Origin of the sequence: Streptomyces niveiscabiei (assembly GCF_001419795.1) — a bacterium.
Taxonomy (GTDB): Bacteria; Actinomycetota; Actinomycetes; order Streptomycetales; family Streptomycetaceae; genus Streptomyces; species Streptomyces niveiscabiei.
The window spans coordinates 17,870-32,358 of record NZ_LIRL01000018.1; the positions used below are offsets into that span (position 1 = coordinate 17,870).

The 14,489-nt window shown below is 69.9% G+C and carries 11 protein-coding genes and 1 pseudogene; 10 read left to right on the forward strand and 2 right to left on the reverse strand.

The window, feature by feature from the left end; translation table 11 throughout:
* Window positions 1-130: 130 nt before the first annotated feature.
* From AOK24_RS01160 to AOK24_RS01195, 8 genes are all read left to right on the forward strand, one after another.
* Window positions 131-1,600, forward strand: coding sequence for an aldehyde dehydrogenase family protein (locus AOK24_RS01160; protein ID WP_055718143.1), 1,470 nt, complete (start codon window positions 131-133; stop codon window positions 1,598-1,600).
* Between the two features lie 29 nt (window positions 1,601-1,629).
* Complete coding sequence (locus AOK24_RS01165) at window positions 1,630-2,706, forward strand: quaternary amine ABC transporter ATP-binding protein (RefSeq protein WP_055718144.1); 1,077 nt, start codon at window positions 1,630-1,632, stop codon at window positions 2,704-2,706.
* Entirely contained in the window at window positions 2,703-4,679 is a 1,977-nt protein-coding gene (locus tag AOK24_RS01170) for an ABC transporter permease (protein ID WP_055718145.1), read from the forward strand. Before AOK24_RS01165 ends, AOK24_RS01170 begins: the two co-directional genes overlap by 4 nt.
* The gene (locus tag AOK24_RS01175; protein WP_055718146.1) at window positions 4,676-5,632 is read left to right on the forward strand and encodes an ABC transporter substrate-binding protein; all 957 of its coding nucleotides are present in this window, start codon (window positions 4,676-4,678) and stop codon (window positions 5,630-5,632) included. Before AOK24_RS01170 ends, AOK24_RS01175 begins: the two co-directional genes overlap by 4 nt.
* A gap of 192 nt (window positions 5,633-5,824) precedes the next feature.
* Window positions 5,825-8,263 (forward strand): GcvT family protein, encoded by a 2,439-nt coding sequence (locus tag AOK24_RS01180; RefSeq protein WP_055718147.1) that lies wholly within the window; start codon window positions 5,825-5,827, stop codon window positions 8,261-8,263.
* Between the two features lie 47 nt (window positions 8,264-8,310).
* A complete protein-coding gene (locus AOK24_RS01185; protein ID WP_055718148.1) occupies window positions 8,311-9,165 on the forward strand; it encodes a bifunctional methylenetetrahydrofolate dehydrogenase/methenyltetrahydrofolate cyclohydrolase in 855 nt (284 codons plus the stop codon).
* A gap of 121 nt (window positions 9,166-9,286) precedes the next feature.
* Window positions 9,287-10,018: a hypothetical protein gene (locus AOK24_RS01190; protein WP_063799367.1), complete on the forward strand. Its 732-nt coding sequence runs from the start codon at window positions 9,287-9,289 to the stop codon at window positions 10,016-10,018.
* A 33-nt stretch (window positions 10,019-10,051) separates the two neighbouring features.
* Entirely contained in the window at window positions 10,052-10,774 is a 723-nt protein-coding gene (locus AOK24_RS01195) for a hypothetical protein (RefSeq protein ID WP_240553594.1), read from the forward strand.
* Here the strand turns inward: AOK24_RS01195 and AOK24_RS01200 are convergent, their stop codons facing one another.
* A complete protein-coding gene (locus AOK24_RS01200; protein ID WP_055718150.1) occupies window positions 10,775-11,194 on the reverse strand; it encodes a nuclear transport factor 2 family protein in 420 nt (139 codons plus the stop codon).
* A gap of 289 nt (window positions 11,195-11,483) precedes the next feature.
* Between AOK24_RS01200 and asnB the strand changes: the two genes are divergently transcribed.
* Window positions 11,484-13,325 carry an asparagine synthase (glutamine-hydrolyzing) gene (gene asnB / locus AOK24_RS01205; protein ID WP_055718151.1) on the forward strand — a complete coding sequence of 614 codons (1,842 nt, stop codon included), beginning with the start codon at window positions 11,484-11,486 and terminating at the stop codon, window positions 13,323-13,325.
* Here asnB and AOK24_RS01210 read toward each other — a convergent pair.
* Window positions 13,312-14,115, reverse strand: coding sequence for a GNAT family N-acetyltransferase (locus tag AOK24_RS01210; protein WP_107103864.1), 804 nt, complete (start codon window positions 14,113-14,115; stop codon window positions 13,312-13,314). The genes asnB and AOK24_RS01210 overlap by 14 nt on opposite strands.
* A 128-nt stretch (window positions 14,116-14,243) precedes the next feature.
* Here AOK24_RS01210 and AOK24_RS01215 point away from each other — a divergent pair.
* Window positions 14,244-14,489: pseudogene (locus AOK24_RS01215) on the forward strand (hypothetical protein); the annotation flags it as partial.

Below are 14,489 nucleotides of genomic sequence, written 5' to 3' on the forward strand. Positions count from 1 at the left end.
CGAAATCGTCACCGGCGAACCCCTTGACGACGCTCTACGGGTTCGTCACTGTGTTCCACCACAAGCAATCAGATGCACTATGCGCAACGAATCTCGATACGGGGCATTTCCTTCCGGAAGGGCACGGCGCGTGGCAGACCTGTACGTGGACGGCGAGTGGCGGGATTCGGCCGCCGGAGGGCGCCGCGAGATCCGATGTCCCGCCGACAGAACCCTCGTGGCGACGGTCGCGGAGGCGGCCCGCGAGGACACGGAAGCGGCGATAGCGGCGGCCCGCCGGGCCTTCGACACCGGCCCCTGGCCCCACACCCCCGAACGCGACCGGGGCGCGGTCCTGCTGCGCACGGCGGACCTGATCGAGCGGGACGCGAAGGAATTCGCCCGCGCGGAGTCCCTCGACACGGGCAAGCGCCTCGTGGAGAGCGAGTACGACATCGCCGACGTCGTCTCCTGCCTGCGCTACTACGGCGGCCTCGCCGGCACCTCCGCGGGCCGCGTCATCGACACCGGCCGCGACGACGCGATCAGCCGCGTCGAGTACGCCCCGGTGGGGGTCTGCGGACTGATCACCCCGTGGAACTACCCGCTGCTCCAGGCCAGTTGGAAGGTCGCCCCGGCCCTCGTCGCGGGCAACACGTTCGTCCTGAAGCCCAGCGAACTCACCCCCTCCACCGCGATCCTCCTCATGCGGGCCCTCGAAGAGGCCGGCCTCCCCAGGGGCGTCGGGAACCTCGTCCTGGGCGCCGGGGCCGAGGCGGGCGCCCCCCTCGCCGACCACCCCGACGTCGACCTGGTCTCCTTCACCGGCGGCGTGGAGACCGGCAAGCGCGTGATGGCGAGCGCCGCCGCGACCGTCAAGAAGACGGCCCTGGAACTCGGCGGCAAGAACCCCAACGTGGTCTTCGCGGACGCCGACTTCGAGACGGCCGTCGACTTCGCGCTCACGGCCGTCTTCCTGCACTCGGGCCAGGTCTGCTCGGCAGGAGCCCGCCTCATCGTCGAGGACTCCTTGCACGACCGCTTCGTCGACGAGGTCGTCCGCCGCGCCCGACTCATCCGCCTGGGCGGCCCGTTCGACACCGACGCCGAGACCGGCCCGCTGATCTCAGCCCAGCATCTCGCCAAGGTCGAGGCGTACGTCGCGGCGGGCATCGCCGAGGGCGCCGTCCTGCGCTGCGGCGGCGAGCGCCCGGCCGACCCGGCGCTCGCGGGCGGCTTCTACTACCCGCCGACCGTCCTGGACGCCTGCACCCAGGACATGCGCGTCGTGCACGAGGAGTCCTTCGGGCCCGTCCTGACCGTGGAGCGCTTCACGGACGAGGACGACGCCGTACGCATCGCCAACGACACGGAGTACGGCCTCGCGGGCGCCGTGTGGACCGAGGACGCGGGGAAGGCCCAGCGGGTCGCCCGGCGGCTGCGCCACGGCACCGTGTGGATCAACGACTACCACCCCTATGTGCCGCAAGCGGAATGGGGTGGCTTCGGGCGCTCGGGAGTGGGCCGGGAGTTGGGACCGACCGGCCTGGACGAATACCGGGAGCCCAAACACATCTGGCAGAACATCCGACCCCGGCCTCAGCGCTGGTTCAGCGGCTGAGGCCGGGACACCTGAAAAGAGGTCCGACTGTGCTCCCCACACAGACCGAGGTGCCCCAGCGGCGCGGCACACCCAAGGACTCGGACGGTACGCCGGTCATCTCCGTGCGTGACCTGTGGAAGGTGTTCGGACCGAAGGCCGACCAGGTCCCCGGCTCCGAGGAACTGAGCGGCCTCGGCCGCCGCGAACTCATGGACCGCACCGGCTGTACGGCCGCCGTGCGCGACGTCGGCTTCGACGTGGCCCCCGGCGAGGTCTTCGTCGTCATGGGCCTGTCCGGCTCCGGCAAGTCCACCCTGGTGCGCTGTCTCACCCGGCTGATCGAACCCACCGCGGGCGAGATCGTCTTCGAGGGCGAGAACATCCGCGACGCCGACCCGGCCCGGCTGCGCGAACTGCGCCGCCGCAAGTTCTCCATGGTCTTCCAGCACTTCGGCCTCCTCCCGCACCGCAAGGTCGTCGACAACGTCGCCTTCGGCCTGGAGATCCGGGGCGCCGGACGCGCCGAGCGCATGCAACGCGCCCTGGAGGTCGTCGAGTTGGTCGGCCTGTCCGGCTACGAGAACTCCTACCCCGACCAGTTGTCCGGCGGCATGCAGCAACGCGTCGGCCTCGCCCGGGCGTTGGCGGGCGACCCGGAGGTCCTCCTCTTCGACGAACCGTTCTCCGCGCTCGACCCCCTGATCCGCCGCGACATGCAGAGCGAGGTCGTCCGCCTGCACCACGAGGTCGGCAAGACCATGGTGTTCATCACCCACGACCTCTCCGAGGCCCTCAAACTGGGCGACCGCATCCTCATCATGCGCGACGGCAAGATGGTCCAGTGCGGCACCGGCGACGAACTCGTGGGCGCCCCGGCCGACGACTACGTCAAGGAGTTCGTGCGGGACGTGCCGCGCGGGGACGTCCTCACCCTGCGCTGGATCATGCGCCCCGCGCAGGACGACGACGCCCTCGACGGCCCCGAACTCGGCCCCGACGTCGTCGTACGCGAGGCCACCCGGGCCGTGCTCGCCGCCGAGAAGCCCGTGAAGGTCGTCGAGAACGGGCAGTTGCTCGGGATCGTCGGGGACGAGGAGATCCTCGCGGTGGTGGCCGGACGATGACGACAGTCCTGGAGAAACCCACAGACTCCGCCCAGCCACCGGCAGTTGACGCACCGTCAGCGAGCCGGATCACCCGGCCCCGGCTGGTGGCGGCCATCCTCGCGGCATGGCTGCTGCTGTTCGCCGTCCTCAAGGGCAAGCAGACCCTGTCGCTCGCGGCGGCCGATCTCACCGACCTGCACCGCTGGTTCAACGACGTCAACGACTCGATCGGCGCGAACCGCGACTCCAACCCGCTCTTCCAGTACTTCTTCAACGACATCCGCACGGCGATCAACCATCTCGTCGTGTTCGTCCAGGAGTTGATCTCCCAGCCGCCGGACGGCCGTCCCGTCCCGCAGATCGGCTGGTTCGGGGTCGTCGGGATCGTCGCCCTGGTCTCCTGGGCCGTCGGGAACTGGCGGGTCGCGCTCCTCGCGGCGGCCGGCTTCACCTTCCTCGGGCTGCAAGGCCTGTGGCAGGAGAGCATGGACACCTTCGCGCTCACCCTGTCCGCGGTCCTCCTGGCCCTGCTGGTCGGCATCCCGCTGGGCGTGTGGGCGGGGCTCTCCGACCGGGTCAACCGGATCCTGACGCCGTTCCTCGACTTCATGCAGACGATGCCGACCTTCGTCTACCTGGCCCCGCTGACCCTCATCTTCCTGATCGGCCCGGCCTCCGCGAACATCGCCACCCTCATCTACGCGGCCCCGCCCGCGATCCGCATCACCGCCCACGCCATCCGCGCGGTCCCCGCGACCACCGTCGAGGCCGCCGAGTCCCTCGGCGCGACCCGGGGACAGGCCCTGCGCAAGGTGCTGCTGCCCATGTCGCGCCGGACGGTCGTGATGGGCGTCAACCAGACCATCATGGCCGCGCTCGCCATGGTCACCATCGCCGCCCTCATCGACGCGCCCGGCCTCGGCAAGACCGTCGTCCAGGCCCTCCAGTCCCTCGACGTCGGTACGGCGTTCAACGCGGGCCTCGCGATCGTCGTCCTCGCGATCGTCCTGGACCGCGTCACCACGGCCGCCGCCGAACGGGGCCGGACGACCTTCAAGTGGCGCCCCCACCTCCTCGCGGCCGGCGCGGCGGGCGTCGCCTTCATGGTGTACGTCTCCCACGTCTACGTCTGGGCCGCCCAGTTCCCCGGCAGCGGACAGGCCGGCGAGAAGATCGCGAGCGCCGCCGACTCCGCGACCACCTGGGCCCAGGACCACCTCTCCGGCCTCACCAACGGCTTCCGCGACGCCGTCACCACCGGCCTCCTCAACCCCTTCCAGACCCTTCTCACCGACTCCCCGTGGTGGCTCGTCGCCCTCGCCCTCGCCGGCCTCGGCACGGTCCTGGGCGGCGTACGCGCCGGGATCACGGCGGCCGTCTGCGTCGGACTCCTGATCGGTACGGGCGTCTGGTCCGACGCGATGACGACGCTCGCCTCGACCGCCGTCGCCACCGTCATGGTGATGCTCCTCGGCATCGTCTTCGGCGTGTGGATGGGCCGCAGCCGCACGGTCGACCGCGTCCTGCGCCCCACCCTGGACGCGGCGCAGGTCATGCCCCCGTTCGTCTACCTGGTGCCCTTCCTCGCCCTGTTCGGCGCGACCCGGTTCACGGCGATCGTCGCCGCCGTGGTGTACGCCGCCCCCGTCGCCATCAAGATCATCGCGGACGGGGTGCGGAACGTCCCCGAGACCACCGTGGAGGCGGCCACCTCGGCCGGCGCCGGGACCTGGCAGCTCGTCACCAAGGTCCAGCTCCCCATGGCGCGCGGCGCGTTGACCCTCGCCACCAACCAGGGGCTGATCTACGTCCTGTCGATGGTCGTCGTCGGCGGACTGGTCGGCGCGGGCGCGCTCGGCTACGACGTCGTCGCCGGGTTCTCGCAGGGCCAGCTGTACGGCAAGGGGCTCGCCGCCGGGCTCGCGATCGTGCTGCTGGGCGTCATGTTCGACCGGATCACGCAGGCCGCCGCACGGAGGACGAGCCGATGACACGACTGAGGCGAGCTGTACTGGGCGGCGCCGCGCTGTCGCTGACCCTCACCGGGTGCGGGTGGGCCAAGGTCAGCGACATGGCCCCGGCCGCGGGCGCCCACGGCACCTGCGGCACCTTCAACCTCGCGGTCAACCCCTGGGTCGGCTACCAGGCCGACGCGGCGGTCGTCGCGTACGTCGCGGCCAATGACCTGGGCTGCAAGGTCGTCCAGAAGGACCTCAAGGAGGAGATCGCCTGGCAGGGCTTCGGGACCGGCGAGGTGGACGCCGTGCTGGAGAACTGGGGGCACGACGACCTCAAGGCGAAGTACATCGGCGGCCAGAAGACGGCCGTCTCGGCGGGCTCCACCGGCAACAAGGGCGTCATCGGCTGGTACGTCCCGCCGTGGCTCGCCAAGGCCCACCCCGACATCACGAACTGGGAGAACCTGAACAAGTACGCGGCCAGCTTCAAGACCTCGGAGTCCGGCGGCAAGGGCCAACTCCTCGACGGGGACCCGTCGTACGTCACCAACGACGAGGCGCTCGTCAAGAACCTGAAGCTGGACTTCAAGGTCGTGTACGCGGGCAGCGAGACCGCGCTGATCCAGGCGTACCGCAAGGCCGAGAAGAACAAGGAATGGGTGATCGGCTACTTCTACGAGCCGCAGTGGTTCATGACGGAAGTCCCCTTGGTGAAGGTCAACCTCCCCGCGTACAAGGCCGGTTGTGACGCGGACGCCGAGAAGATCGCCTGCGACTATCCCGTGTACGACCTCGACAAGATCGTCAGTGTGCGGTTCGCGAAGTCGGGCTCGCCCGCCTACGACCTGGTGAAGAACTTCAACTGGACCAACGACGACCAGAACATCGTCGCCAAGTACATCGCGGTGGACCGGATGACACCCGAGGCGGCGGCGGAGAAGTGGGTCGAGGCGAACCGGGGGAAGGTGGCCGCCTGGCTCAAGTGACCCCGGCGTGAGGCCCGGCAGGCGGAGTGCTCAAGTGCGCTCCGCCTGCCGGGCGTTGGCGTTTTCTGGGTGCGGGAAAGGGGTGTTCTCCGGCGTCCCCGGCCCTCTTGACACCCCCCTGTGAGGCGGGCACATTGAGTTGCGCAACCTGAAGTGCGTTGCGTACGAAGCAACTCAATCGGAGGTGCGGCGATGACGGGACCCCGAGTGGTCATCATCGGAGCAGGCGTCGTCGGCGCCGCGCTCGCGGACGAGATCGCGCAGCGCGGGTGGACCGATGTGACGGTGGTCGACCAGGGTCCGCTCCCGGCCACCGGAGGCTCCAGCTCGCACGCCCCGGGGCTGGTCTTCCAGACCAACTCCTCCAAGGCGATGACCGAGCTGGCGCGCTACACGGTGGAGAAGTTCTGCTCCCTCGACGTGGACGGCAAGCCCTGCTTCCTCCAGGTCGGCGGCCTCGAAGTCGCCACCACGCCCGAGCGCCTCGCCGAGCTGAAGCGCCGGCACGGCTGGATCACCGCGTGGGGCGTCGACGCCGAGCTGATCGACGCCGACGCGTGCGTGGCCAAGCACCCCCTGCTGGACCGCTCCCAGGTCCTCGGTGGCCTCTTCGTCCCCACCGACGGCCTCGCCAAGGCCGTCCTCGCCGTCGAGGCCCAGATCCGCCGGGCCACCGCGAACGGCGTCAGCTTCCTGCCCCGGCACGAGGTCCTCGACATCCTCCAGGACGCCGGCCGCGTCACGGGCGTCCGCACCGACCACGGCGACCTCGACGCCGACATCGTCGTGTGCTGCGCCGGCATCTGGGGCCCGAAGATCGCCCGCATGGCCGGCATGAACCTCCCCCTCACCCCGCTCGCCCACCAGCTCGCCTGGACCGGCCCCGTTCCCGCGCTCGCCGGGCAGACCGAGGAGGCCGTCCGGCCGATCCTGCGCCACCAGGACGCCGACCTCTACTACCGCGACCGCTACGACGGCATCGGCATCGGCTCCTACGGCCACCGCCCCATGCCGGTCTCCGCCGACGACATCCTCACCTTCGACGACGAGCAACCCATGCCGTCCGTCCTGGAGTTCACCGCCGACGACTTCGCCGACGCCTGGACCGAGACGCAGTCCCTGCTGCCCGCGACCAAGGACGCCAAGGTCGACGAGGGCATCAACGGCCTCTTCTCCTTCACCACCGACAACTTCCCGCTGCTGGGCGAGTCGCGGGACGTCAAGGGGTTCTGGGTCGCCGAGGCCGTGTGGGTGACGCACTCGGCGGGCGTCGGCCGCGCGATGGCCGAGTGGCTCGTCGACGGGTACTGCTCCTCGTTCGACCTCCACGAGTGCGACGTCAACCGCTTCGAGCCGCACCAGCTCACCCCGGAGTACGTCCTCGCCCGCGACTGCCAGAACTTCGTCGAGGTCTACGACATCCTCCACCCCCTCCAGCCCTCCGGCGACCCCCGCCCGATCCGCACCAGCCCCTTCTACGAGAGGCAGCAGGAGCACGGCGCGTTCTTCCTGGAGGCCGGCGGCTGGGAACGCCCCCACTGGTACGAGGCCAACTCCCCGCTCGTGGACGGCCGTTCCATCCCCACCCCGAACGACTGGGCGGCCCAGTACTGGTCCCCGATCGTCGGCGCCGAGGCCCAGGCCACCCGCGAGACCGTCGCCATGTACGACATGACCGCGCTCAAGCGCCTGGAGGTCACCGGCCCCGGCGCGGGCGCCTTCCTGGAGACGCTGACCACCAGCAAGGTCGCCAAGTCGGTCGGCTCGGTGACGTACACGCTGCTGCTGGACCACGACGGGGGCATCCGCAGCGACGTCACCGTCGCCCGCCTCGCCCGCGACCGCTTCCAGATCGGCGCCAACGGCAACCTCGACCTCGACTGGCTCACCCGCCACCTCCCCGCCGACGGCACCGTCCAGGTCCGCGACATCACCGCCGGGACCTGCTGCATCGGCCTGTGGGGACCGCTCGCCCGCAAGGTCCTCCAGCCCCTCACCGACGACGACTTCAGCAACGAGGGCCTCAAGTACTTCCGCGCCAAGCAGGCCCACATCGGCAGCGTCCCGGTGACCGCGATGCGCCTGTCCTACGTCGGCGAACTCGGCTGGGAGATCTACACCACCGCCGACCTCGGCCTGAAACTCTGGGACACCCTCCGCCGCGCGGCCGAACCCCTCGGCGGCGTCATCGCCGGCCGCGGCGCCTTCAACAGCCTCCGCCTGGAGAAGGGTTACCGCTCCTTCGGCACCGACATGACCTACGAGCACGACCCCTACGAGGCGGGCGTCTCCTTCGCCGTCAAACCCGACAAGGGCGACTTCATCGGCAAGGCCGCGCTGGAACGCCGGAAGACCTCTGTGCGACGGAAGCTGACCTGCCTGACCATCGACGACCCGTACGACGTCGTCCTCGGCAAGGAGCCCGTGTACGACGGGGAGCGCGCCGTCGGGTACGTCACGAGCGCCGCGTACGGCTACACCATCGGCAAGGGCATCGCGTACGCCTGGCTCCCCGCCGAACTCGCCGTGCCCGGCACGGAGTTGCGGATCGGCTACTTCGACCGGCGGGTGGAGGCCGTGGTCGCCGAGGAGCCGCTGTTCGACCCGACCATGTCCCGGCTGCGTGGGTGAGCGGGGCGATGGCAGTGCACGACGACCGTGGGACGGGACGGAGCACGATGACCGCGCGACTGCTCGACGGCAAGGCCACCGCCGCCGCACTCCGCAGCGAACTGGCCGACCGCGTCACCAAGTTGACCGCCACCGGCGCCCCGCCGCCCGGCCTCGGCACGGTCCTCGTCGGCGACGACCCCGGCAGCCGGGCGTACGTCGCCGGCAAGCACCGGGACTGCGCCCAGGTCGGCATCGCCTCCCTCCGCGTCGACCTTCCGGCGGACGCGACACAGGAACAGGTCGAGGAGGCGGTGGACCGGCTCAACGCCGACCCCGCCTGCACCGGCTACATCGTCCAACTCCCGCTCCCCGCGCACCTCGACGCGAACGCCGTCCTCGAACGCATGGACCCGGCGAAGGACGCGGACGGCCTCCACCCCGTCAACCTCGGCCGCCTGGTCCTCGGCGTCGAAGCGCCCCTGCCCTGCACCCCGCGCGGCGTCGTCGAACTCCTCCGCCGCCACGACGTCCCGCTGGCCGGCGCCCGCGTCTGCGTGATCGGCCGGGGCGTCACCGTCGGCCGCCCCCTCGGCCTCCTCCTCACCCGCCGCTCCGAGAACGCCACCGTCACCCTCTGCCACACCGGCACCAAAGGCATGGCCTGGCACGTCCGCGAAGCCGACATCGTCATAGCCGCCGCCGGCGTCCCCGCCCTGATCACCCCCGACATGCTCCGCCCCGGCGCGGCCGTCCTGGACGTCGGCATCACCCGCACGGCCTCGGGCCTGGTCGGCGACGTCCACCCGGACTGCGCCCGCACAGCGGGCTGGCTCGCCCCGATGCCCGGGGGAGTGGGGCCGATGACCCGGGCGATGCTCCTGGCGAACGTGGTGGAGACGGCGGAGCGGAACGCGGCGTGAGCTGTCTTCGGTTCCGGGAAGCCAGTGGTGCCGGGCGCCGCTTCTCCTGTCGGTCTCCGCGCTCAGCCATGTGAGGTGAAACAGCCCCGCGTTGTCAGTCCCTGCTCCTAGGCTCGGTGCCATGACAGCAGTGACGACCAAGCGCCCGATCGGAGAGCTTCCGGGCGATCCTGGCCGCCTCCATCTCTCCTACAGCCATGAGCATCCCGCTCTGCCCTATGACTACCAGGACACCTTGGAGTCCTGGTACGTCCGGGTCACTTACGGGGTGGAGGGCGAAGAGGAATGGGAGGACGAGGAGGCCGGTCATGCTCCCGCCCCAGGGAGCAAGGTCGGCCACCTCGTCCTGTGGCGGTTGCGGGATTTCACCGGCGATGACCGGTGGGAAGTGGCCGACGCCGAGTCCGGGGACCTCGAAGTCATCGCTGCCGCGGTCTTCGGCCGTTACGAAGGCGGGGACTACAGCGCCGAGTTCGAGGAAGCGGTCATGTGCCCCGTAGGTGACTTGTTGATCCTCGACCGTGTCCATCTCGACAAGACGTGGAGAGGATTCGGACTGGGGCCGATACTCGCGGCCGAGGCGATTCGCCGTCTTTCCTCGGGGTGCTGCGCGGTGGCGGCTTACCCCGCGATGGGCGAGTACCCCGAGGAAGGCGCACAGGTCACGGAGGCATATCGCCGTGAGGCGAAGAAGAAGATCGCCGCGTTGTGGGAAAGCATCGGCTTCGAACCGTTCCGCGGGGGAGTATGGCTCCTGGACACAGATCGGCGTCAACCGGAGGAACTCATGTCTGCCCGTCGCGCTGACCTGAAGGCGCTGGAAGCGGCTTTTCGACGCGCAGGCTCCGACTGAGTCGGCAGGAACACGGAGGGGGAGGGAATTCCCGTGGACGAGGAAATGCGGGAGAGGCTGGAGTGGGGGCGGCAGAGCCTCAAAGAGATGGGGGTCTCCGACACCGGCGACGGGCTGAGGTGGGCAGCGGCCCACGGCCTGATGCTGCTGGTGTGGCGCAATGGTGCGATCGAGGACGCGCATGCCTCCCGGCCGACCGGTCGGCGCAAGGCCCTGAACGACGGAACGATGTTCGCCCGTAACACGTGGCTGACCCGGCAGGCGTTCGAGGTACTGGGTACGGACGACGAGTTCCGCCTCTACGAGTTGGAGGACCTCATGCTTGACCGGGACTCGGTCTGGCCGGGATGTGGGGGAACTCTGACGGAGTTCGGCTGGGGGTCCCTGGGAAAGATCAAGAAGGAGGTGAAGTTCCGCATCGGGTTTCTGAGGTACTGGGAGAAGCGGTTGTCGCCGGAGGACTTCCTTGTCTTCGTCGGTGCCCCCCAACTCGGTACTCATGCCGACCACTACGGCATGCCGAAATGGCCTGCCTGCGTGGAAGCGGCCGTACGTCGACTGCGTGGTGAGGACGAAGAGTTCTTCCGTAGGCGGGGTGAGCTGATGAGCCGTATAGGGCCCGCCCCCAGTTCCGTCACCGACGACCTCGGAACGACTCGCGTACTCCTTCTGGATTCCCCGTGGGAACTCGGCGCCGAGAATCTGGAATGGTTCGCGTGGAACCCGATTCTGGAGGTGTCGGGGGAGGAACCGTAGTCACGCCTCGTGTGCTGCCGCCCCGTTCAAGGGCACCCGACGCGCTGTCACTCTCCGGTGGCTGATGCGCCAGCCGTCCGGGGTCCGGACGAGCGTGTCGTCGTAGGTGACGGACCCGCAGGAACCGTCAGTCGTGATGCCCAGGCCCTTGGAACGGGCCTGGGCGTTGTCGTTGTCCAGGAAGGTGACGACGATGTTGGTGACGTGGTGGGCGACGGGGTTGGCGGGGCCGAGATCGAGGGCCGCTTCACGGAGGGCGCCGAGATCGTGGAGCGGGGAGCGGCCATAGTCGGTGAGGTCGTAGACGACGTCGGGAGTGAAGACCTCGTCGAGGCGGTCGAGGGCACCGTCGTCGGTCAGGTGCCCGTGGAGGGAGAGCAACTCGTGGATCGCCAGCCGGTCTTCGGGAGGGAAGGGCACAGGGGTCCTCGGGGGTGAAGAAGGTGGGGAAGTTTTTGCCTCTGGCCGATTCTGCGTGGGTGAGGGGCAGGGGTGAGCGGGATCAGGGTCTGGGGTTGGCAAAGTCCGTCCGAAAGCGGATGGTTGCTCAAGGCGTCTTTATTTCGGTGATGTTGACCAGCGGTCACGCGCGGCGCACGCTCGGAAGTGAGTGGTAGTTACAACTTGTTCCCGATGCGGGTGTGCTTCCGGCGTGCGTACGCGCTGGTGAGACGGGGTGCCCGGTAGCGGGCGTGGAGTGGAGGACGTTATGTGTGGCATCGCCGGCTGGGTGTCGTTCGACCGTGAACTGCGGGGCGAGGGCGCTGTATTGGATGCGATGACGGAGACGATGGAGTGCCGGGGACCGGACGACCGGGGGGTGTGGGCGGAGGGGCCGGTGGGGCTCGGGCACCGCAGGCTCGCCATTATCGACCTGCCCGGCGGACGGCAGCCGATGACCTTCGCGACGCCTCATGGGAACGTCGCGATGGTGTACTCCGGTGAGGCGTACAACTTCACCGAGCTGCGCCGCGAACTGGAGGCGAGGGGGCACCGGTTCACGACCGACTCGGACACCGAAGTGGTCCTGCACGGCTACCTGGAGTGGGGTGACAAGGTCGCCGAACGCCTCAACGGCATGTACGCGTTCGCCGTCTGGGACGCCCGGCAGAGCAAGCTCGTGATGATCAGGGACCGCATGGGCATCAAGCCCTTCTACTACTACCCCACCCCGGACGGCGTCCTCTTCGGCTCGGAACCGAAGGCGATCCTCGCGAACCCCCTGGCCCGCCCCCGCGTCACGCTCGACGGCATGCGGGAACTGCTGACGATGGTGAAGACGCCGGGCCACGCGGTGTGGGACGGCATGGCGGAGGTGGAGCCGGGAACCGTCGTCACCGTGGACCGCGAGGGCCTGCACCGGCGCGTGTACTGGGAGCTGGAGACGAGGGAGCACACCGACGACAGGGCGACGACGATCGCGACGGTCAGGGAACTCCTGGACGACATCGTCCGCCGCCAGCTCGTCGCCGACGTCCCCCGCTGCACGCTCCTCTCCGGCGGCCTGGACTCCTCCGCGATGACCGCGCTGGCCGCCCGCCAGCTCGGCGAGCACGGCGAGAAGGTCCGCAGCTTCGCCGTCGACTTCGTCGGCCAGGCGGACCACTTCGTCGCGGACGACCTGCGCGGCACCCCCGACACCCCGTTCGTGCACGACGTCGCCCGCACCGCGCACACCGAGCACCAGGACATCGTCCTGGACCCGCAGACCCTGGCCGACCCGGAGATCCGCGCGAAGGTGATCAGGGCCCGCGACCTGCCCGCCGGCTTCGGCGACATGGACGCCTCCCTGTACCTGCTGTTCCGGGCGATCCGCGCCGAGTCCACGGTGGCCCTCTCCGGCGAGTCGGCGGACGAGGTCTTCGGCGGCTACCTCCAGTTCTTCGACGAGGAGGCCCGCAAGGGCACCACCTTCCCCTGGCTGGTCAGCTTCGGCCGCCACTTCGGCCAGGACGCCGAGACCCTCGCCCCCGGCCTGCTCACCGCCCTCGACCTCGACGGCTACGTCGCCGACAGCCACCAAGGCGCGGTCAAGGGCATCCAGCGCCTCGACGGCGAGAGCGACTTCGAGTACGGCATGCGCCGCATGTCCCACCTCCACCTCACCCGCTTCGTCCGCGTCCTCCTCGACCGCAAGGACCGCGCGAGCATGGCCGTCGGCCTGGAGGTCCGCGTCCCGTTCTGCGACCACCGCCTCGTCGAGTACGTCTACAACACCCCCTGGTCCCTCAAGTCCTTCGACGGCCGCGAGAAGAGCCTCCTGCGCGAGGCGACCGCCGACCTCCTGCCCCGGTCGGTGTACGACAGGGTCAAGAGCCCCTACCCCTCCACCCAGGACCCGGCGTACGCCACCGCCCTGCGCGCCCAGGCCAAGGACCTCCTCGCGAACCCCTCCCACCCGGTCTTCGACCTCGTCGACCGCACCCGCCTCCACGAAGTCGCCCACCGCACCGCCCCGGTGAGCGGCCAGGCCGAGCGACGCGGCCTGGAACGCGCCCTCGACCTGGCCCTCTGGCTGGAGATGTACCGCCCGGAACTCAGTCTGAACTGAGCGCCCAGAACGACATCGGCGAGTTCGCCCGGAACCCGATCCTCGGATACACCGGCGCCCCCGCCGCCGTCGCGTGCAGGGTGGCCCGGGTCAGCCCCGTGGCCCGGCCGCCCTCGTACAGCGCCTTGCGCGTCACCGCCTCCCCGTATCCGCGCCGCTCCCACGCGGGGTCGGTCGCGACGAGGACGACGAAGAGGCACCCGTCCGTCTCGACGGTCGCCGCGCAGGTCACGGGGACCCCGTCGCGCAGCCCCAGGTAGGCGTACACGCCGCTCTTCCACAGCGCGGATCCGACGAGCCCGTCCCGCCCGTCGGCCGGGTCGAAGCCGTACGCGCGGGAGTTGAGGTCCGCGTACGCGGCGAGCTGCTCGTCGTCGGTGACCCGGACGAACGTCAGCTCGGGGTGGGCCGGTTCGGGCAGCGGCAGCAGGTCGCCGGCCATGCCGGTGCCGGGGAACGCGTGGGCGAGGCCCGCCCGTTCGGCGGCCGGCGCGAGAGCCGTACGGGCCTCGGGGGAGAGCAGGTCCTCGAAGACCCACAGGAACCCGCCCTGCTTCTTGGCCCGCATGACGTCCGCCGCCTCGGCCAACCGCTGCTCCAGCAAAGCGGGTTGGACCTCGGACTCGGTGAGCGTGACGCAGTTCCAGAAGAGGAACCGGCTGTCGGCCCACCGCACGGCGATCCCCGGCAGGTCGCGGACGTCGGAGTCCGGATTCCGGTCGAGCGTCAACGTCCGCCAGCCCGCGGCGAGTTGCTCCATCGACTCGATCGACTCCGTGAGGTCGTACACAAAAGCCCCTTTCACTTGTTCGTAACCACCCCAGTGAAGCAACAACGGCGCCAACATCCCCGTATTGAGGGAGAATTGACGTGATCTCAGGGGTCACCCCACAGCGCGCGCATCTCACGGGGGTATGGATGGCGCACCGTGTACTCCACGGGTACGAGCAACTCGTCGACACGTTCGTCCCCGCCGCCGTGGGCCTGGGGCCGCGCGGTACGGGAGCCGCGTCCGGCTATCCGCGCGGCGCCCCGGTGATCACCGTGTACGGCGGACGCGGCACGGGCCGGACGGCCGTCTGCGAGCAGCTGCACGACGCCCATGTGGGCCGCCTGCACGTCGCGAAGTGGCCGATGCCCGGCGCCCAGCCCGTCGGCATGGCC